The organism is Collinsella sp. HCP28S3_G2, assembly GCF_052065125.1.
GTDB lineage: Bacteria > Actinomycetota > Coriobacteriia > Coriobacteriales > Coriobacteriaceae > Collinsella.
This window is the reverse complement of sequence record NZ_JBQHUO010000001.1, coordinates 177,987-198,796: the sequence shown is the minus strand read 5'-3', so window position 1 is coordinate 198,796 and position 20,810 is coordinate 177,987. Positions and strand designations below refer to the sequence as shown.

Below are 20,810 nucleotides of genomic sequence, written 5' to 3'. Positions count from 1 at the left end.
GCCGACGCAGGTGCGTTGGTGCGGGCGAAAGGACTCGAACCTTCACGGGAATCCCACCAGAACCTAAATCTGGCGCGTCTACCAATTCCGCCACGCCCGCATGAGCGCACAGACTAGGAATGATAGCAGATACGAACGGCAAGCGCACGCACACCTTTTTAGGCCCACGACCTCACCACGAGTTACAGCGGAACAGGGTAGCTAATTTGGGACGGGGCTTTTTTAGCTACCCCGCTTGTGGGGGTAGCTAAAAAAGCCCCGTCCCAAATTAGCTACCCCCATCGGCTATCTCCCGCAGCCCACAATTCGGTTGAAAAGTGGGCTGCAGTTTCCTCGGGCTTGCCAAAGACCGGCGGCTGCCGCGCCTCGCCTACTCCCCCAGCAGGGCCTTCTCGGGCGTGATCGGCAGCGAGCGAACCTGGTGGCCGGTGGCGTGCGCCACGGCCGAGGCAACGGCGGCGAGCGGTGTGTTGATGACGACCTCGCCGATCGACTTGGCGCCAAACGGGCCCGTCGGCTCGTAGCTCGGCTCAAAGGCCACGCGAATGCTGCCGATATCCAGGCGCGTGGGCAGCTTGTAGCTCATAAAGTTACCGGTGCGCAGGCGACCGCGGTCGTCGTGCTCGACAATCTCGTAGAGTGCGTGACCGATGCCCTGGGCAATGCCGCCCTCGGCCTGGACGCGCGCGAGTGCCTCGTTGATCACGGTGCCGCAGTCCACAGCCGCCGCATAGTCCACCACAGTCACCTTGCCGGTGGCCTTGTCGACCTCGACCTCGGCAATGCCGGCCATAAACGGCGGAGGCGAAACGGGCAGGCAGGCAGAAGCATGCGAGGTGAGCGCGTCGCCGCCCGCGATGTTCTTGACGCACAGGTTGGCAAAGTCGCGCAGCGTGAGGTAGCGGCCGCACTCGAGAGCGGCGCGCTCGTCAGACAGACGCACGTACTGGCCGTCGAAGACCACGTCGGCGGCGTCCACGTCCCACATCTGGGCGGCCTTGGCGCAGATCTTCTCGCGCAGCTCGGTCGCGGCATTCTTGGCTGCCAGGCCCGTCACGTACGTGCCCGAGCTCGCGTACGAGCCGGCATCGAACGGCGAGACGTCGGTGTCCACGCCGCGCACCACGATAAGCGAGCTCTCCACGCCCAGCTCCTCGGCGGCAATCTGCGCCAGGATCGTGTCGACACCCATGCCGTTATCGGTGGCGCCGGTGCCGATGGTAATGAAGCCGTCCTCCTCCAGGCGCATGTCGATGCCGCCGATATCCACGTTGGAGATGCCCGAGCCCTGCATGGTGAGCGCGCAGCCCAGAGCACGCACGCGGTCGCCCAGGTCCACGGCCAGCGGCTTGTCGCGCCAGCCGATCATGTCCATCGCACGCAGCAGGCAGCGGTCGAGCGCGCAGGCGTTGAGCTTTTCGTTGTAGTACTGCGGCATAATCTCGCCCTCGCGCACGATGTTCTTAAGGCGCAGGTCGGCGGGATCCATGTGCAGCATGTCGGCGAGCTCGTTGACGGCGCTCTCCACGGCAAACTGGCCCTGGGTGGCGCCGTAGCCGCGATACGCACCGCCGCGGTTGGTGTTGGTGTAGACGGCGTCCCACCTAAAGCGGCTCGCCTTCACGTGGTTGTAGATGGGCAGGCTCTTGTGGCCCGAGAGGCCGATCGTCGTGGTGGCATGTTCGCCATACGCGCCGGCGTTGGACAACGTGTGCAGGTCGATGGCCGTGATGGTGCCGTCTTTCATGGCGCCCAGCTTGACGGTCATCTGCATCTGGTGACGCGAGTTGCCCGCAGTGATGGTCTCCTCGCGGGTGTAGCAGCAATAGCTCGGACGGCCAGTCTGCTGCGTCACGAACGCCACGAAGATCTCGCAGCAGCCCGTCTGCTTGGAGCCAAAGCCGCCGCCGATGCGCGGCTTAATAACCTGCACCTGCGACTGCGGAATGTCGAGCGACTGCGCGACCATGCGGCGCACATGAAAGGGCACCTGCGTGGAGGTGGTCACCGAGATGCGGCCGAACGCGTCGGTCGTCGCGAAGGCACGGAAGGTCTCCATGGGCGCGGTCTGCGTGGCCTGGCTGGTGTAAGTGCGCTCAAAGACGATGTCGCTCTGGGCGAAGGCCTCGTCCAGGTCGCCAAAATCGCTGGTACCGCTGCACACCAGGTTGCGAGCAACGTCGCCGCCCTGCGGGAACATAAAGGTCACGTCGCCCTCGGGGTGGACCACGATGTCGTTATCGAGCGCCTGGGTAAAGTCGAGCAGGGGCTCGAGCACCTCGTAGTCGACCTTGATGAGCTTGAGTGCCTTGTCGGCGGCCTCCTCGGTCTCGGCGGCGACGATCGCCACCTCCTCGTTTTGGTAGCGCACCAGGTTCTCGAGGATCAGGCGGTCGTAGGGGCTCGGCTGCGGATAGCTCTGGCCGGCGATGGTAAAGCGGCGCTTGGGCACATCCTCGTAGGTGTAGACGCCCACCACGCCGGGCACCTTCAGGGCGCGCGACGTATCGATGGAGCGGATCTTGGCACGGGCATACGGGCTGCGCTTGAGCTTGACGATAAGGGCGCCGGCGGGCACCAGGTCTCCTGTGTAGACGGGACGCCCCTCGAGCAGGGCCTTCGAGTCCTTCTTGGGCTGCTTATGGGTGATCTGCTTGTACGAGACGCCATCGCAGCTGGTGTCGTTGACCGGAAGCTCGGGCATCTCAAAGCCCACCTGCACGCCGGACTCGTTAAGGAAGCGGACGATGGCGCGCAGCTGGCTCTCGTAGCCGCTGCAACGGCAGAGGTTGCCGGCGAGCTGGCGCGAGAGCTCCTCGCGCGTGGCGACGAGACTCGGGTCCTCCTTGGCAGCGCGGGCAAGCGCCAGCACGTTCATGATGAGGCCGGGGGCGCAAAAACCGCACTGCTCGGCACCTTCGGCAGCCATTGCGTGGGCGAGCGCCTCGGACTCGGCCTTGAGACCCTCGAGCGTGGTGACGGAGCGGCCCTCGACGCGCGCAGCGGGAACCGAGCAGCTCAGCACCGGGTCGCCGTCGAGCCACACCGTGCACAGGCCGCAGTTGGTGGTTTCGCAGGCACAGCGCACCGAGGCGCAACCCTGCTCGCGCAGCAGCGCAAAGAGCATGGTGTCGGGGGCAATCTGAACCTTGACCTTGCGGCCGTTGAGCGTAAAGGAAAGATCGATGAGTTTGGCAGCCATTAGCGCACCTCGCTAGAATCGACGCCGGGCACGCGGCGGCAGGAATACTCGTCCGTGGCAAACTTAGGCACTTGCACGCCCTCGAGCTCGCGGGCAAGCGAGGCCGAAAGCTCGATGCCGGCGGCGCGACGCACGGCCTGCACGGCAAGCGGCGCCGAGATGCAACGGCGATAGTCGGCCGAGCCCCACAGGTTGGTGCCGTAGCTCAGCGCGCGTACGGACGCGGCCAGGGCGCGCAGCTCGTCCTCGGAAGGCTGCTCGCTCACCAGGCCACATGCCTCGCCCTGCAGCAGGGTCGCGCGCAGCGGGCGGGCACCCACGGTGACATGCCAGCTGTTGTCCCACCAGGCGGCGGTGACGTTTAAGGAGGGGAAGTCGGTCGCGGCCTTGCGCACGGCCTCGTAGCTTGCACGGTAATCGTGCTTAACGACCACCACGTGCTCGATCACGTCGCGCACGTAGCCCATATCCACGAACTCGGCGAGCGGCACGCGGCCGGCACCCGTCAGCTCAACGTACGAATCGAGCGCCAAAAAGGCCGAGAGCACGTCCGAGAAACCAAAGCGACCGTAGATGCTGCCGCCCACCGTGGCGGTGTTGCGCAGCTGCACGCCCACAATATCGTGGACGGCGAACTCAAAGACATGGTTGACAAGCGCGTTGAGCTCGGCATGGCGCTCGAGCTGGCGCAGGGTGCACATGGCACCGATGCGAAACTCGGTCTCGGTCTCCTCGATCTGATCGAGTCCGCAGGCCGAAAGGTCAATCGCCGTCGCCACGCGACGCGAACCCAGGCGCATCCAGATGCCGCCGCCCACAATCTTGTTGTTGCGGTTCTTCTGTAAGAGCTCATAGGCTTCGGCCGCGTTTCCAACGCGAACGTAGGTACCGAACTTGAGCACGTTCTCCCCCATCTCTTCACTTGTCCAGTACCTCTAAGTGTACCAAACGAGGGAGCACAGCCCTCGCCACCATAGAAAAAGGCTCCCAGCCTGATGGCTGGGAGCCTCATCACATGCTATGTCGAGCGAAGATTTAGCAGACGCCCTGGGCGAGCATGGCGTCGGCGACCTTCAGGAAGCCGGCGATGTTGGCGCCCATGACAAAGTTGCCCTCCTGGCCGTACTCCTTGGCGGTGTCGTCCACGTTGTGGAACATGCCGCGCATGAGCTGCTCGAGCTTGCCGTCGACCTCCTCGAAGGTCCAGGACAGGTGCTCGGCGTTCTGGCTCATCTCCAGGCCGGACACGAGCACGCCGCCGGCGTTGGCAGCCTTACCGGGCATAAAGGCGACGCCGTTCTCCTGGAAGTAAGTCGTGGCCTCGATGGTCGTGGGCATGTTCGCGCCCTCGCCGACCACCTTGCAGCCGTTGGCGACGAGCGCCTGGGCGTCCTCGAGCAGCAGCGTGTTCTCGCGAGCGCAGGGCAGCGCGATATCGCAGGGCAGCTGCCACACGCCGCGGCCGTCGCCCTCGTGCCACACGGCGTTGGGCTTCTCGTCAACATACATGGCGAGCGTGACGCCCTTGTCGTGGCCGGAGCGCTTCTTGTTGTAGACGTGCTCGAGCACGGTGTAGTCGATGCCGTCGGGATCCTCGACCCAGCCGTGGGTATCGGAGCAGGCGAGCACCTTGCCGCCGAGCTGAGCGACCTTCTGGACCGCGTAGATAGCGACGTTACCGGAGCCGTGAACGACAACGTTCTTGCCCTCGAAGGAGTCGCCGCGGCTCTTGAGGTACTCATCCACAAAGTAGACCAGACCGTAACCGGTGGCCTCGGTACGGGCGAGCGAGCCGCCAAAGGAGAGGCCCTTGCCGGTAAGGACGCCGGTCCACTCGTTGGTCAGGCGCTTGTACTGACCGAACATGTAGGCAACCTCGCGGCCGCCAACGCCCAGGTCGCCGGCGGGAACGTCGGTGTTGGGGCCAATGTGGCGATAGAGCTCGGTCATGAAGGACTGGCAGAAGTGCATGATCTCGTTGTTGGACTTGCCCTTGGGGTCAAAGTCGGAGCCGCCCTTGCCGCCGCCCATGGGAAGGGTGGTCAGGCTGTTCTTGAGGATCTGCTCCAGACCCAGGAACTTGAGCATACCCAGGGTGACCGTCGGGTTAAAGCGCAGGCCGCCCTTGTAGGGTCCAATGGCAGAATTGAACTCGACGCGGTAACCGCGGTTGACCTGAACCTTGCCCTGATCGTCGACCCAGGGAACACGGAACATGACGATGCGCTCGGGCTCGACGAGGCGCTCCAGCAGGGCGGCCTCCTCGTACTCGGGGTGGGCATCGAGCGCCGGCTGGATGGTGCCGAGGATCTCGGTCGCGGCCTGGATGAACTCAGGCTGCTCGGGATAGCGGGCCTTGAGCTCTTCGAGAACTTTCTGCGTGTAGCTCATGCTTCCTCCAATGATGGGAAACGAAAATGTCGGTCACGGCACCCTATGCGCCGCGAACTTTATCGTGTATGGATAATATCGCACTGTTGCAGCAAAGTTTCGCATAAGCCGACGAGCAGATGTTTCGTTTTGATTACGATGCAGGTAGAAGCGTTTTTGAGCACCCGACGTACAAATCGCGTGTTTCGAAGCTGTTTCGTCCACATGTTCCAAACCACCACATTGGGGACACATGATGCGCCCGGGCACACCGGCGGCAAGACAGACGACACGGCCGACCCGCACAAAAACAAAACAGCGCCTTTGCGGCACGCAGCAAGACCGCGAGCACAAAAGCGCTGGTAGGAGTGTGGCGGGAACGTATGTGAATCGAACACATCCAAGACGTTTTGCACGCCTCGCAACGGTTTTGAGGACCGCGGAGCCCACCGGAGCCCATCCGTTCCCAAGTGCGGCGGTATTTTACCAAACCGAGCAGCCAGTCTAGCGCAGGGACCTCAGGCCACCGGCTTCCTTGTCGAGCACCGTAAAGCGCACGGCATCCAGGTGCTCCAAGATGCTGATGGCACGTTTGCGCGACACGCCCAGCGCCTCGCGCAGCACGCTCGTGGTGGCAGCGCCGCCGGCTGCCTCAATGGCAGCGGCGACAAGCTCGCGCGCATGGGCTTCCGAGATGGCAGACAGGGCAACGTCGCGCTCGACCTTAACGATCGAGCGGTTGAGCGAAAGCTCGCGCAGGGCGCGCGTCATGGTGTCGCGGTCGAGCTGCAGTCGCTCACCCACCTCGGGCAGCGTCGGCGCATCGAGGCCGGCCCCGTCGAGCAGCGCCACAATGCGCTCACACGCCTCGCGCACCACACGCGCCGCGGCAGCAGCGGAGTGCGGGTCGAACACCTCGGTGCCCTCGGCGGCGCACACGCCACGCGAGCAGCCCTCGGCAATCAGAGCCGCGGCAACGTCTTCATCGGCGGCAGGCCACGCAGCATGGGCAACGGCGCCGGGCGTAAAACCCGTCTCCTTGGGAGCCGCCGCGTGCATGGCAGACAGGGTCGCCGCCAGCACGTCCATGGCGGCATCGAGCACGGCGCCATTCGCATACAACGTGCCGCCCGAGCCGGCAAGCTCGCAAACAACACCTCGCGCCACCAACTCGCCCAGTGCGGCATCGGCCTCACCGGCAACAAGATCGAGCGCCTCGGCAACATCAGCCGCCGCAACCGGCAGCGCCTGCAGCGCCAGCCACGCGTCTACGCCAGCAACGGCATCGCCGGCTTCAAGCGCCGCAAACAGCGCACGCTCGCCGGCCGAAAGCTCGCGTGAGCGACGGCAGCGCGAAAGCAGCACACGCCCGCCGCCGATGAGCATAACGGGCGAATACGACAGCACCACGGCATGGTCTCCGGCGCGCAGCGGCAATGGCTCCTCCAGGCGCACCTGCACGGTACGGGTCTCGCCCACCGCCATGGGGGCCTCGCCCTCCAAAAGCATGACGCGGCCGATGACCTCGGCCGTGCCGGCCATCACGTGCACGCGCGCGCCCGACTCGAGCACGCGCGGCTTGGCGCCCTCGCGGCCCAGGTAGGTAAACGTCATCATAAAGCGCAACGTCTGACCAAAGCGACCCGCCACGCCCAGCATCTCACCACGGTCAAGCGCCGCGACACCGTCACCGACCAGGTTAAGCGCCACGCGTTGCCCAGGCAGCGCGCGCGGCGTATCGCCATGCACCTGAATCCCGCGCACACGACAGACCGTACGCGACGGCAAAGCCATCAGCTCGTCGCCCACAGCAACCGGTGCATCGTGCAGCGTTCCCGTAACGACGGTGCCGACACCCTTGATCGTAAAGCAGCGGTCAATCGGCAGGCGAGACGCGGCATCGCTCCGATCGGAACGGTCGCGGCAAGCATCCCAGCAGGCACTTACCTGCTCGTCGAGCACCGCAAGCAGCCCGTCGATCCCCTCGCCCGTCTTGGACGACACGGGCACAATCGGCGCGCCCGCAAACACGGTACCCGACAAAAAGTCATCGACATCGAGCTCGGCAAGCTCGGTCATCTCGGCATCGGCCAGGTCGCACATCGTCAACGCGACCACCATATGCGTAACGCCCAGCAGCTCCAGCACATGCACGTGCTCGCGGGTCTGCGGCATCACGCCCTCGACGGCCGAAACCACCAGCACGGCCACGTCGATACCCGTGGCGCCCTGCACCATGGCGCGCAGGTAGTGGGCATGGCCAGGCACGTCGACCAGGCCGACAATCTTGCCACTCGGCAGCGCCAGCTCGCCAAAGCCAAGCTCAACGGTCATACCTCGACGACGCTCAACCTCCAGACGGTCGGGATTCTTGCCGGTCAGTGCCTCGATCAATGCCGACTTACCGTGGTCGACGTGGCCCGCCGTGCCAACGATAACGGGACACTCCACCAGCGCGTGGACCTCACTCATCGAGCAAGCGCCTTCTCAACGCATGCGGCAAGCGTCGACGCCGCCGTCTCGATATCGCGGTCGCCCACGAGCGTACGGACGTCAAACAAAATGCGATCGTGCGAGGTTCGCGTGACGACCGGCGTGTCGAAGTCCTGGACAAGCGAGCGCTTGAGCGCATCGACCGTCAGGCGCGCGTCAACAAGACGCACGGCAACGCACATCGTGGGCAGCTCCATGGTAGGCAGCGAGCCGCCACCGGGGGTCGACGATTCCTCGACGATCTCCACCTGAACGGCGCACGGGCAACCGGCCTTATCGAGCCCGGCGACCATACGATCGCGCAGCTTGCGGGCACGTCGCTCCAAATGGGCCTGCGGCAGCGTAAGCATGCTGAGCACCGGAATATCGCGATGGGCAACATCGGCGCCGTCCATGTAGATACGCAGCGTGGCCTCGAGCGCCGACAGAGCCAGTTTGCCCGGACGCAGAGCGCGCATGAGCGGATGTGCGCCGCAAGCCTGGACCAGATCGCGACGGCCCATGATGATGCCCGCCTGCGCCGCGCCCAGCAGCTTATCGCCCGAGCACGACACGATATCGAGCCCCGCCGCGACCGAAGCCGGCGTGGGTTCCTCGCCACCTCGCACCAGGATGTCATCGGGCAGGAGCGCGCCCGACCCCTGGTCCTCATAGAACAGCAGGCCATGCTTGTGAGCAAGCGCCGCAAGCTCCCGAGAGCTCACCTCCTCGTGAAAGCCCTCGATGCGATAGTTGGAAGGATGGACCTTGAAAATCATGGCCGTATCGGGCGTGATGGCTTGCTCATAATCTGCTAGGTGCGTGCGGTTGGTGGCGCCGACCTCGACGAGCTTGGCGCCCGAAGACGCCATGACATCGGGGATGCGAAAGCTGCCGCCGATCTCGACAAGCTCGCCGCGGCTAACGATGACCTCCTTGCCTGCGGCATGGGTCGCCAGCACCAGCAGCACCGCGGCGGCGTTGTTGTTGACCACAAGCGCGTCCTCGGCACCGGTGAGCGAGCGGATCAGATGCGCGGCGTGTTCCTTGCGCGACCCGCGCGAGCAGGTGTCCACGCTGTACTCGAGCGTACTGTACCCGCGCGCAACCTCGGCCACGGCCTTTGCCGCCGACTCCGCGAGCGGGGCGCGGCCCAAGTTGGTATGGATGACCACGCCCGTGGCGTTGACGGCAGGGCGCAGGCTCGGCAGCGCGGAGCGGTGCGCACGCCACTCGATCGCCGAGGCCAGGTCGCGCTTAGAGCGCGGGGCGGCACCGGCGCGAATGGCGGCGCGTTCCTCGTCGAGCTCGGCCGTGACGGCGGCATGCACCACCGCGTCGCAGGTCTCCCCCGCCGCCTTCACTACCGGCCACTCGGCGAGCAGCTCGTTGACGGAGGGAATGGCGCGCAGGCGGGCGCGAACCTCATCGGACATGTTCTGGCTATCGCTCATGTGCGGCCTTTCAAAACCAAAGGTGAATCAATCGTTCGAACGTCAAACTATCGGCCGATTCGATCGGCTGAGTCAATCAATCGCTATTATCCTCGCACGGCGACGCCCCGCGGGAGGTCCAACGTCAAACAGACGGTACCCTACGCCTCAGACTTCTTGGCGTAGATAAACCAGTAGCCGAGCGCGACCAGAACCGCACCGCCCACGATGTTGCCCAACGTGGCGGCGGACAGGTTAAACGCAATGCCCGCGGCGTTGAGCGCATCGGCGCCGGCGACGTCGGCACCATAGCCGCACGCGTGCATCACGGCACCCATGGGCAAAAAGTACATATTGGCAACGCAGTGCTCAAAACCGCAGGCCACAAAGGCGGCGATGGGCAGCAGAATGCCCACGACCTTATCGACCACGGTCTTGCCGGCGGTACCGATCCACACGGCCAGGCACACAAAGATGTTACACAGGATGCCGCGGAAGAAGATCGTCAGCCAGTCGATCGTCACCTTGCCGGCGGCGACACTCACCATGGAATTGGCGACCGCCTCGCCGTTGAGCTTGTAAACGCCGGCCATGTACACCAAAAAGACGATGAACAGGGCACCGGCAAAGTTGCCAAGCCACACGACGACCCAAGCCTTGAGCATCTGGACCAGGGTGATCTTTTTGCTCTTGAGAGCGCAGACCATAAGCGAATTACCGGTGAACAACTCGGCGCCACACACCAGCACCAGCACCAGGCCCAGGCAAAAGCACAGGCCGCCCACGACGCGCTGGGCACCCCAGCCCAGCGTGCTGTCGCTCAAAAACACCGTAAAGAACAGACCGCCGAAGGCGATAAACGCACCGGCGAACATTGCCAACAGAAAGGCCTTATCGACCGGCAGGTTAGCCTTGGTCACGCCGGCGGCCTCGGTCTTGGCCTCGATCGCGGCGGGCGCCAGGCAATCGGGAGCAGGGTACTCCACCTTGGAATCTGCCATGTCAATCACTTCTTTCCTAATCACCAGGGACAAGCGCTGCTACAGCTCCTGTCCCAAGCGGACAAAGTGGGAAAAGTCGTTGGCGGCCACGGCGTCGTACACGGCGTCAAAGACTTCCGGGGACATGGGGTTGTAGAACTCCGTGTCGCCCAGCTGAATCCCTATGAAGAAGATATCATCGCACGATTGCTCGATTTCTTCGATCAGAATCGACAAAGGGAGCGAATGCGTGGTGAACATCGACTTGCGGGCTACGTCGCGTTTGTCGAGCAGGCGGATGGTGCCACCTGCTGAGCATGCAGGCCAAAGTCGTCGTCAAACACCGAGATGCCGGCCTTGGCCGACCCGCGAAAACCGCGCTCGTCGAGCAGCGCATCGCAGGCCTCGAGTAGCGACGGCACGTGCCAACCATAATCTGCCAGATAATAGCCGGCGTTTCCTGGCCGAGCAATCTCAACCTGAAGCTCAGGTGCAAGTTGCGGTGAAATACGGACTACATGGGCCATAAAAGCCGGAAAACAGTCCGTATTTCACCGCAACTTAGGAGGGGATGTGGGGTCCACGGCAGGTATATGGAAATGCTCTGCTTCCAAAAGGAAGCAGAGCCATTCATCAATCTTATGGAGCGGGCGACGGAAAGTCCAAGGGTTTGCTTCGCAAACCCTTGTTTCGCTGCGGGCCATTGGCCCTTGCGTGCTGCGCTGGAAAATGCTCACGCATTTTCTCAGCTTCGCACCCTGCCGGGTTCGATTCCCGTCGCCCGGCACGCTTATGAAAACGGCTCTGGCACCAAATGGAGCCAAAGCCGTTAAAACTATCCTATGGAGCGGGCGACGGGAATCGAACCCGCGTCATCAGCTTGGAAGGCTGGGGTTCTACCATTGAACTACGCCCGCAAGATATGGTCGGGACGACAGGATTTGAACCTGCGACATCCTGCTCCCAAAGCAGGCGCGCTACCAAACTGCGCCACGTCCCGAAGGTGTTGAGCAGCTAAGGTCTAAACCTTGCGTGTCCCAAAGCGAAGGAAATTATAGGGGAGACTTCTCTCCTGTGCAAGCGACGATACCCTAGCTCCTCGAATGTGTGACAAACTGGCTATGGAGCAGGCCAATCACAAACGCCACAACGGCGGCCGGCGCCCACGCGGCTCCAATATCCGCCAGCGGCAGCGCATCGAACGGCAGCCACGCGCCCGTAAAGAACGCATCACGGACCGAAGTGATTACGCTCTGCACCGCGACGACGCCGCCGACCCAAACCCACACCCGCGGATGCGCATCGCAAAAACCGTGCACCAGGCCCATAAGCACCAGCACGATGGCAACGGGATACAAGGCGTTGAGCATGGGCACCGAGAACATGAGGATCGCGTCGAGACCCACGTTGGAGAGCACGCAAGAAAACGCCGCGAACACAAAGGCGAGAACCGCAAAGGGACGGCGCATAGCCTCCTCGGAAGCCTCCGCTCCCCCTTCGACCACATACGTCTCGCAGAAGTAGCGCGAGCAGCAGCTGATGAGGCCGATGCACACGTTCATGCAGGCGAGGAAAAAGATCGCAAAGACCACGATCGTGCCGGCAAGACCAAAGTGTATGGAGGCAGAGCGGGCAAGGATGGCGGCGCCGTTGGTGGCATCGGGCACAACCGTGCCGAGCTGCATGCCGGCAAGCGCCAGGCCGCAGTAGATGATGGCCATGAGCACGCCGGCGATCACACCGGAACGCGAAATCTCGAAGGCCACGCGCTTGTCATCGGTCACGCCCAGCTCGTGGATGGTCTCGGCGATGATAATGCCAAAGGCGAGCGACGCAAGCAGGTCCATGGTCTGGTAGCCGGTCAAAAACCCCTGCACGGCAGCGCCTGCGTCGTAGGGAGCCTGCGGCGCGCCAGCGGGACCCAACGGCGAGACCACGGCGGCACCCACGACCAGCACGATGAGCGCAATGAGCGCGGGGCCCGTAATGCGGCCGAGCACGCGCGTGATAACGCCCGGACGCAGCGTGAGCGCAAACGCGACGACAAAGAAGCCAACGGCAAACACCAGGCGAGCCGTGCCGAGCGAGACGCCCTCCGGCAGCAGCGGTACCAGCATCTCGAAGGCCGTGGAGCTCGTGCGCGGAATAGCCAGGCACGGGCCGATGGCTAGATACACCGCCGCAACGAAGAATTCTCCAAATTTAGGATGCACACGCCCGGCCAGCTCGCGCGCCGTTCCGGCAAGCGCCACGGCGATAAAGCCCATGACGGGCAGACCGATGGCGGCGATGAGAAAGCCGAGCATGGCGAGCGGCGTGGCAGAGCCTGCCTGCAGCGCCAGCAGCGGCGGAATGATGAGGTTGCCGGCGCCAAAGAGCATCGAGAACAGGGCGATGCCGACGGTAACGACATGGTCGGAGCGCAGGCCGCGCGGGGCGGATGAGGCCATGGGACCACCTTTCGGGTCGAAACAAAAACGGGACGGGCAAAAGACCCGTCCCGCAAGTATATACGCTCTAGCAGGCTAAATCGCGGAGCGCGTCAATCGCGGTGTCGACTTCCCCGTCCGTGTTGAAATACCCAAACGAGAAACGAACGACACCCTGACGCTCAGTCCCGAGCGCGCGGTGCATGAGCGGGGCACAATGGGCGCCGGGGCGCGTCGCAATCCCCCACCCCTGCATGAGCGCGTCCGAAATCTGGGCAGAGTCGATATCACCCACGTTGAGTGAGACGATCGCCGAGCGCACGGGCTGGTCAAAGGCACCGTAGAGCGCAATGCCGGGGATTTCGCGCACGCCGGCAAGGAAGCGCTCTGCAAGCGAGCGCTCGTGCGCCGCAATCGCCTCGACCCCGCCTTGTGCCTCGATAAAGTCGAGGCCGACAGAAAGGCCCGCGATACCGTGACCGTTGAGCGTGCCCGCCTCAAGGCGCGTGGGCCACTCAAGCGGCTGCAGCGCATCGAAGCTGTGCACGCCCGTGCCGCCCATGGTCCACGGCGCCACGTCAATGCCCTCCGCCACGGCCAGGCCGCCGGTGCCTTGAGGTCCCATGAGCCCCTTGTGGCCGGTAAAGCACACCACGTCGAGCCCCATGGCATCCATGTCAATCTTCGCCGTGCCGGCAGACTGCGAGGCATCGACGATCACCAGCGCACCTGCCGCATGGGCCATGGCCGCTACGCGCGCAATGTCGACCGCGTTGCCGGTCACATTGGAGGCGTGTGTCACCACCACAGCACGCGTGTCCGGCGTCACCAACCGCTCGAGCTCGTCGTAGTCGAGCACGCCGTTCGCGTCGCAGCCCGCATGCTCAACCGCCACACCCCGCTCCGCTGCCAGGCGATTGAGCGGGCGTAACACCGAGTTGTGCTCGAGCACCGTCGTGACCACACGGTCGCCGGGGCGCACCACGCCACAGATGGCGGTGTTGAGCGCAGCCGTGGAGTTGGGCGTAAAGCAAACATGGTCAGCACGTGGGCAGCCCAGCAAGCGCGCGAGCTTGGCACGGCAACCGTGAATCGTACGCGCCGCGTCGAGCGCACCCGACGTGGCGCCGCGCCCGGCATTGCCGAGCGAGCACATCGCCTGCGTCACGGCATCGATGACCGTCTGCGGCTTATGCATGGTCGTCGCCGCGTTATCCAGATAGATCATCGCACGACCTCCCACATGTCAATCACCGTAAAGCCCTCGGTGGGAACACCAGCTGCGGCAAGCTCGGCGCGCAGCAGCTCCTCATCGGCAGGCAACGCCTTCCACGCCAGACCGCAGCTGGCAGCGACCTCCCCGGGCACGGGAATCGTGCGCCCGGGAAGGCCGCGCTCGATGCATAGGGTCTCGCACCCCATGGCGGCCGCCGTGGTGGGAAACGTGATGACAAGCGCCGGGCGCTTCTCCCTCATGGCAACTCCAACCAATACGCTACGGGCGCACGACGCGCACGGCCTGCTCCATCTTCTCCACGATCACGTACATGTTGGTAACCTCGCCCACCGCAAGCTGGTCTTTGATGCCAAAGTGGTCCAGGCAGGTACCGCAGGTGAGAATCTCGACGCCCTGCTCGGCCAGGCCCTTCAGGTCATCGAGCACCGGAGAACCCTCGACGGTGAGCTTGGCGCCGCCGTTGTAGAACAGCATGGTCGCGGGCAGCTCCTCCTGCTGCGTCACGGCAAAGATGAAGGCCTTCATGAGCTTGTGGCCCAGCTCGTCGTCGCCGCGGCCCATGCAGTCGGTGTAGACGGAAATGACGAGTTTGCCCTTGCCGGCGCTGGCGTCGCAGAAAGCAGCACCGTCCTGCTCGGGGTCCGCAACGGCCACGGCACCGGCGGTCGCCACGGTCACGTGCCACTCGGCGTCAGAAACCTTCTCGACCGAGGCCGTGCAGCCCTTCTCCTGCGCCATCTTGGAGATGTTCTTGACGGCGGTCTCGTTATCGACCGAGGTCACGACAACGCCCTCGCCATCGAGTTGCTTGAGCGCCTTAAGCGTCTTGACGACGGGCAGCGGGCAGGCATCGCCCATGGCATTGACTTCAATCTTGGTAGACATAGCTTTTCCTTTCGAAAGAACCGTTCTAGAGAACGGTAAACAGTTACATAAACGTGCGGGCTAGCGGACAACGTGGACGGCAGGACCGCCTGGCACCGGCTCGCACACGCGACCGACGACGGCGGCAACGCGCCCCTCGGCATGCAGACGGCGCGCAAGCTCATCCACATCGGCAGCAGGCGCCGCGATAAGCAGGCCGCCCGAGGTCTGCGGATCGTACAGCGCGTCGAGCATCCCCGGCTCCAGACCATCGTCGACTGCCACGCGCGGGCCAAAAAAGTCCTGGTTACGGTAGGCGCCGGCAGGGATAATGCCAAGGCGTGCCATGTCGAGCACCTGGTCAAAGAGCGGCACCGCCCCCGACACAAGCTCAATCTGCACGCCCGAGCCCTCGGCCATCTCGCACGCATGTCCGATCAGGCCAAAGCCCGTGATGTCGGTGCAGCCATGAAGCTCGAGGTCCTCGGCCAGACGAATCGGAGCCTCGTTGAGGGTCCGCATCGAGTCGAACATGGCTGCGGCCTCGTCCTGTTCGATGAGCTCGCCCTTAATGGCCGTAGTGATGATGCCCGAGCCGATCGCCTTGGTCAGCAGCAGAACATCGCCCACGTGTGCGCCGCTGTTGGTGAGCATACGGTCAAGCGCGACAAAGCCACTCACGGACAGGCCGTACTTGGGCTCGTCGTCGTTGATGGTGTGGCCGCCCGCGATGGCACAGCAGGCCTCGACGCACTTGTCGGCGCCACCCGCCAGAATCTGGCCGGCAACCTCAACGCCCAGGCAACTGGGTATGCAAAGCAGGTTCATGGCATGGCTCGGCCGTCCGCCCATGGCGTATATGTCCGACAGCGAGTTTGCCGCGGCGATCTGGCCAAACAGGAACGGGTCATCGACCATCGGTGGGAAGAAGTCGATGGACTGCACGAGGCCCAAGTTATCGCCAACGCGGAAGACGCTCGCATCGTCGGAGGTATCGAACCCCACGAGCAGGTTGTCGTTATGCACATTGGGTAAGTCGCCCAGGACCTGGGCGAGGGCTCCAGGAGCCAACTTAGCGGCTCAACCGCTCGCGGCAGTCATCTGCGTGAGCTTCATGAGATCGTCAGCCATCGATACCTCCTCTCATCGGTCAATCATTTCCTCCCAGTATACGCATGAATGCGAGCCTACAACGGATGCATTAATTGAGCGCTTGTGCGCGAATGGCCGCACCGATGGCACCGGCAAAGCGGGCCTGGGGCGAGGTGGTGACCGGCGAGCCCACCAATGCGCCAAGACGCTCGACGACATAGGCGTTTTCGCACAGACCACCGGTCAGATAGTACGGGGCGCCCGCGGCTTGCGAGGCCATGGTCGCCACACGCGAGACCACGCTGTCGATCACGCCACGCGCAATGTTCTCGCGCGGCTCGCCGCGGCCGATCAGACTAATGACCTCGCTCTCGGCAAACACCGTGCACATGCTGGATATCTTGGTGGGCTCGCCGGAACGCGCCAGGTCGGCCATCTGCTGCTGGGTAATGCCCAGGCGGTCGGCCATGATCTCCAAAAAGCGCCCCGTACCGGCGGCGCACTTGTCGTTCATGGCGAACTTTGCCACGCGGCCGCCCTTGATCGTAATGACCTTGGTATCCTGGCCGCCCACGTCAATCACCGTGCCATGGTCGCCAAACAGACGCACGGCACCGGTACCATGGCAGGTAATCTCGGTCACAACCTTGTGTGCATAGGGCACGGCGACACGACCATATCCGGTCGCGACCACGCGCACATCGTCGGCAGCCACGTCATAGCCAGCCGCGGCAAGCTCGCCACGCAGACGCTCGGCCGCATCGACCGACGAGAACCCGGTTGGCTGCACGCACGTCCATGCCACCAAACCCTCCCCATCGACCACAGCGGCCTTAGCCGCCGTAGACCCGATATCGATCCCGATCCCTATCATGGCTCTCTCCTAATCTAAACATCAAAGGTAGCGGCGCGTTCAGGCGCCTTAGCTCTAGGTTTCTCAGGTGCCGGAGATTGCCCCGAAAGAGGAGCGCAGCGTACTTTGGGTACGCAAGCGACGGTTTGAGGGGCAAGATCCGGTGCCTGAAGAAGCTAGAGGGTTTCGATGAAGGCGGCGATGCGCGTCTCGATCTGGCCCATGTCGCCATTGCTGTAATCGGTCTCGATCTTCATATACGGAATGCCTGCGCCCTCAACGGCCTCCTGCATGCGTGCACTCTCCACGTTAAAGGTGTGACAAGCCTGCAGCACGCTCTCCACTACGCCATCGACGTGGTACTTCTCGCACATGGCCAGCGTATTTTCCATGCGGCCTTCGTTGGGCGTCATGACCGAGCAGTTGATATCCAGGTAGCGGTCGGCGATGGCGCGCAGCATGTCGGGTGCATCCGGGTCGATCATCATGGCCGCCGTGCGCTCGCCCGAGCAATCGTCCATGCACACGACCACGCCGCCGTTGGACTCGATGGTGCGACCGATCTTGTTGATCACGCCGCCCACCGGGCAGCCGGTGATCAGAATGCGCTTGGCATCCGCCGCGACCGGACGCTCGCCCGCGTTGTAGGCCTCGCGCAGCTTGGCAACCTTTTGCTCCAACTGCTGCGTATAGGCCTCGATATCAAAGCTGAACGTACCGGCAAACATGGTGCTCATCAGGTCGACGCCGCTCATGGCCGCCGGCTGGTTAGCCTGCAGCGCAAACATCTCAAGCTGGGCCGCACGCAAGCGGTTGCGACGACGGACGGCAGCGCGCAGGTCATCGTCGGTAATCGTGATGCCGTAGAAGCCCTCGAGCTCCTCCTTGAGCAGGCGGCACTCCTCGTACCAGCCTTCACGCTCGTAGGCGCGATCGCGACCCTGCGGAAGATGCAGAATGTGCGTGCGCTTGAGCTCCCCCAGCAGCTCGTACATCTTCTTCTTGCCGTCACAGGTGGTCTCGCCGATGATCATGTCGCTAAAGTACGTAAACGGGCACTTTTGCGAGTAGGCAAAGACGTACGTCGACTTGATGAGCGGACACAGATTTGCCGGCAGCACCTTCTCGCCCTCGGGAATCACCTCGTCGGACGTACCACACAGAGCCACGCTTGCAGCCCCCGCGGCATCGTCGTACGACAGCATCGTGTGCCGTCGTTTAATAAATAATTATCTTGATTGATAAGAGTTTGTCATCCCTCATTCGCCGAACGGCAAGACAAAGCCGCCGAGACTTATATCCCCGACGGCATTACCCGGCGCTATCGACAGACCAAATGGATCCTACTGGCATCAAAATGCATGCGCAGCGTCTCGCCCGCTTGCGGCAGCCCGTCGACAGGCACGCCCACCTTGTTGACCTTCCACTGCAGGCGCGTGGGCGCATCGACGCGCGGCACGTCCAGCAGCACCAGGCGCTCAAAACGTGAATCGCTCACTCGGGCCACGTGCAAATCATAGCTGTTGCGGCCCCGCTCCGCGCGATTGTCAACATGGAAGTAGCTTGCGCGAATGCCCAGGTACACCACATTATCGGGAACCTCGCGACCCACGTTAAAGGTCATGCCCCAGTCGAGCGCCTCAACTTCCTCGGGCCCGATCTTTCGTGCGCGGCTTGTGTTCTTGCACCCCGTCAAGCGCAGCGCCGCCAGCGTCTGCGGACGGCGAACCACGTCCTCGACAGAACCGATCTCCTCGACGCGCCCGTTATGCATCACGCAGATGCGCTGGCAGAGGCGGCACGCTTCGTCAATGTCGTGGCTCACGTAGAGCACGGTGCGGTTACAGACGTCGAACAGGTCGAGCATGTTCTGCTCGAGTGCGCTCTTAAGATAGGAATCGAGCGCGCTCATAGGCTCGTCGAACATAAAGATGCCCGGATGCGCCGCCACCATGCGGGCGAGCGCCACGCGTTGCTGCTGGCCGCCCGAGAGTCGCGCGGGATAGCGGTCGGCAAAATCGGCCAGACCGAAAATGCCCAGATAGCGCTCGGCGAGCTTTTTGCGCGCGGCGGCGTCGCCCGCATCCTTTATGCCGGCGCATACGTTATCGGCCACCGTCATGTTGGGAAACAGCTGATAGTTTTGGAACAGCAGGGCGCATTTTCGCTCCTGGGGCGACAGGTTGATGCCCGCCGCCGAGTCAAAGAAGGTTACACCGTTGACGACGATCTTGCCCTCGTCGGGCGTCTCCACGCCGGCAATGCAGCGCAGCGTGCAGCTCTTGCCGCAGCCCGAGGCGCCCAGCAGCGCCACACGCTCCTCGCCGGCCTCAAGCTGCATGTCGAGCGTAAACCCGGGGTAGCGCTTTTTGATATCCAAAACGAGCGACATGGCCTATCGACCTCCCTGCAAAGCGGCATCATCGCGCATGAGCTCGGCCAGCGCCTCGCGATCGATACGCAAGGCATCGCCGCCCGCCGGGTCGAGCGAATCGCCCTGTCCGGCGAGATCTTTGGCCTGCTTGCGCTCCGCACGGGAAAGGCCCCGCTCGCGGTACTTTTGCGAATGCGCCGTGTACATGTTGATGAACAGGATGACCAGGAAGCTGAACATGATCACGACCACGACCCAAAAGAGGGCCACCGACGTGTTGCCGCCCATCCATTCAAAGTAAATGGCGATGGGAATGGTCTGCGTAATACCGGCGTAGTTGCCCGCAAAGAACAGCGTGCAGCCAAACTCTCCCATCGCGCGGGCAAAGGCGAGGACCGTGCCGGCGGCGATGGAGGGCCAGCCGAGCGGCATCATGAGCTTGGCAAAGATACGACGTTCGGACCATCCCAAGGTTCGCGCGGCGTCGAGCATCTGCGTGTCGAGGCTCTCGAAGACACCAAGTGCCGTACGGTAGACCAGGGGAAACGACACAACCACGGCAGATATCACCGCCGCCGGCCACGTAAAGACAATCGAGATGCCGTGCGCGATGAGCCACTGGCCCACCCCGGTCGAGCGGCCAAACAGCATGAGGAGCAGAAAGCCGCAGACCGTGGGCGGCAATACCATAGGAATCGTAAAAACCGAATCGAGCAGGCCCTTGATGTGGCTCGAGGTACCCATAGTCTTCCACGCGGCGAACAGCCCCAGCGCAAAGGAGATCAGCAGGGCAAGGCCGCTCGTTTTAATGGACACCCAAAACGGGCGATAGTCGATGTCGCCCAAGAAGGCTGCGGCGCGCTCCGCCAGCGACGGCGGCACCGTCGTCGACACGTCCGCGTACCGCACGAGGGCGGCGTTATCGCTCCACAGGACGCCGTCACCCAAATCTAGCTCGGCATTCGCGGCGTCGGCGGCATTCACTACCGTGTAGTAATCGCCGTTGCCGCCCTTCACCTTAAACTGATAGCGGTAATCGCTTTGCACCAGCGCGTTATCCGAGGTAAAGACCCATTCGAGATTAGAGTCCTCCAGCAACGCACCGCCCATGGAGTGCGACTTGTCGAGCCCCACGAGCATCTTCTTGAGCGCCTTTTGGTCATCTGCCTTTGAGATATCGAGCCCCGCGTCTTTGGCGGCATGGGCGTCGAGCCAGACCACGATGCTCTCAGGCGTCGTCACCGTCACGAGGGTCGTCTTCTTGTAGATAGGAAAACGGTAGCCCTCGGGCTGACCCGCAAACGAACGGGCCGTGCCCTTGGCATTGCGCTCAAACGCGTTGAGGCCAAACCCGACGCCATCGATAAGCGCGGAATCTTCGGTCGCCTGGCGGCCATCGGCGGTGGTGAAGAGCGCCTCGGCCCGAGCAACCCCGGGCGGTGCGGTCAGCACGCACAGAACCGCAGCCAGCACGGCGAGCAGGCGAATCGTTTTCCTTGGCACG

The 20,810-nt window shown here is 63.4% G+C and carries 17 protein-coding genes and 4 tRNA genes; all 21 read right to left on the bottom strand.

The window, feature by feature from the left end:
• Window positions 1-16 precede the first annotated feature (16 nt).
• A tRNA-Leu gene (locus ACTNB2_RS00950) sits at window positions 17-100 on the bottom strand.
• A 270-nt stretch (window positions 101-370) separates the two neighbouring features.
• Window positions 371-3,202, bottom strand: a complete 2,832-nt coding sequence (locus ACTNB2_RS00945) for a molybdopterin-dependent oxidoreductase (RefSeq protein ID WP_441041643.1) — start codon at window positions 3,200-3,202, stop codon at window positions 371-373.
• The gene (locus ACTNB2_RS00940; RefSeq protein ID WP_441041645.1) at window positions 3,202-4,104 is read right to left on the bottom strand and encodes an FAD binding domain-containing protein; all 903 of its coding nucleotides are present in this window, start codon (window positions 4,102-4,104) and stop codon (window positions 3,202-3,204) included. The genes ACTNB2_RS00945 and ACTNB2_RS00940 overlap by 1 nt, the downstream gene beginning before the upstream one ends.
• A gap of 133 nt (window positions 4,105-4,237) precedes the next feature.
• Entirely contained in the window at window positions 4,238-5,593 is a 1,356-nt protein-coding gene (gdhA, locus tag ACTNB2_RS00935) for an NADP-specific glutamate dehydrogenase (protein WP_154515369.1), read from the bottom strand.
• Between the two features lie 350 nt (window positions 5,594-5,943).
• Window positions 5,944-6,040: transfer RNA gene (locus tag ACTNB2_RS00930), tRNA-Sec, on the bottom strand.
• Between the two features lie 36 nt (window positions 6,041-6,076).
• Window positions 6,077-8,044, bottom strand: a complete 1,968-nt coding sequence (gene selB, locus ACTNB2_RS00925; protein ID WP_441041647.1) for a selenocysteine-specific translation elongation factor — start codon at window positions 8,042-8,044, stop codon at window positions 6,077-6,079.
• Window positions 8,041-9,498: an L-seryl-tRNA(Sec) selenium transferase gene (selA, locus tag ACTNB2_RS00920; RefSeq protein ID WP_441041648.1), complete on the bottom strand. Its 1,458-nt coding sequence runs from the start codon at window positions 9,496-9,498 to the stop codon at window positions 8,041-8,043. Before selA ends, selB begins: the two co-directional genes overlap by 4 nt.
• 140 nt (window positions 9,499-9,638) lie before the next feature.
• A complete protein-coding gene (locus ACTNB2_RS00915; protein ID WP_441041650.1) occupies window positions 9,639-10,478 on the bottom strand; it encodes a formate/nitrite transporter family protein in 840 nt (279 codons plus the stop codon).
• A 39-nt stretch (window positions 10,479-10,517) separates the two neighbouring features.
• The gene (locus ACTNB2_RS00910) at window positions 10,518-10,718 is read right to left on the bottom strand and encodes a hypothetical protein (protein WP_441041652.1); all 201 of its coding nucleotides are present in this window, start codon (window positions 10,716-10,718) and stop codon (window positions 10,518-10,520) included.
• An 11-nt stretch (window positions 10,719-10,729) separates the two neighbouring features.
• The gene (locus ACTNB2_RS00905) at window positions 10,730-10,984 is read right to left on the bottom strand and encodes a hypothetical protein (protein ID WP_427727528.1); all 255 of its coding nucleotides are present in this window, start codon (window positions 10,982-10,984) and stop codon (window positions 10,730-10,732) included.
• A gap of 316 nt (window positions 10,985-11,300) precedes the next feature.
• A tRNA-Gly gene (locus tag ACTNB2_RS00900) sits at window positions 11,301-11,374 on the bottom strand.
• Window positions 11,375-11,380: 6 nt separating this feature from the next.
• Window positions 11,381-11,457, bottom strand: a tRNA-Pro gene (locus ACTNB2_RS00895).
• Between the two features lie 91 nt (window positions 11,458-11,548).
• Entirely contained in the window at window positions 11,549-12,907 is a 1,359-nt protein-coding gene (gene brnQ, locus ACTNB2_RS00890; RefSeq protein WP_441041654.1) for a branched-chain amino acid transport system II carrier protein, read from the bottom strand.
• 67 nt (window positions 12,908-12,974) lie between these two features.
• On the bottom strand, window positions 12,975-14,114 hold the full coding sequence (locus ACTNB2_RS00885; protein ID WP_441041656.1) for an aminotransferase class V-fold PLP-dependent enzyme: 1,140 nt from the start codon (window positions 14,112-14,114) through the stop codon (window positions 12,975-12,977).
• Entirely contained in the window at window positions 14,111-14,362 is a 252-nt protein-coding gene (locus tag ACTNB2_RS00880; RefSeq protein WP_441041658.1) for a DUF3343 domain-containing protein, read from the bottom strand. Before ACTNB2_RS00880 ends, ACTNB2_RS00885 begins: the two co-directional genes overlap by 4 nt.
• A 19-nt stretch (window positions 14,363-14,381) precedes the next feature.
• The gene (gene yedF / locus ACTNB2_RS00875; protein WP_154515345.1) at window positions 14,382-15,008 is read right to left on the bottom strand and encodes a sulfurtransferase-like selenium metabolism protein YedF; all 627 of its coding nucleotides are present in this window, start codon (window positions 15,006-15,008) and stop codon (window positions 14,382-14,384) included.
• Between the two features lie 60 nt (window positions 15,009-15,068).
• A complete protein-coding gene (gene selD / locus ACTNB2_RS00870) occupies window positions 15,069-16,118 on the bottom strand; it encodes a selenide, water dikinase SelD (protein WP_441041660.1) in 1,050 nt (349 codons plus the stop codon).
• A gap of 70 nt (window positions 16,119-16,188) precedes the next feature.
• Window positions 16,189-16,953, bottom strand: coding sequence for an acyl-CoA dehydratase activase (locus tag ACTNB2_RS00865; RefSeq protein WP_441041662.1), 765 nt, complete (start codon window positions 16,951-16,953; stop codon window positions 16,189-16,191).
• 155 nt (window positions 16,954-17,108) lie between these two features.
• Window positions 17,109-18,137 carry a double-cubane-cluster-containing anaerobic reductase gene (locus ACTNB2_RS00860; RefSeq protein ID WP_441041663.1) on the bottom strand — a complete coding sequence of 343 codons (1,029 nt, stop codon included), beginning with the start codon at window positions 18,135-18,137 and terminating at the stop codon, window positions 17,109-17,111.
• A 116-nt stretch (window positions 18,138-18,253) separates the two neighbouring features.
• On the bottom strand, window positions 18,254-19,324 hold the full coding sequence (locus tag ACTNB2_RS00855) for a sulfate/molybdate ABC transporter ATP-binding protein (protein WP_441041664.1): 1,071 nt from the start codon (window positions 19,322-19,324) through the stop codon (window positions 18,254-18,256).
• A gap of 3 nt (window positions 19,325-19,327) precedes the next feature.
• Window positions 19,328-20,809 (bottom strand): molybdate ABC transporter permease subunit, encoded by a 1,482-nt coding sequence (modB, locus tag ACTNB2_RS00850; protein ID WP_441041666.1) that lies wholly within the window; start codon window positions 20,807-20,809, stop codon window positions 19,328-19,330.
• Between the last annotated feature and the right edge of the window lies 1 nt (window position 20,810).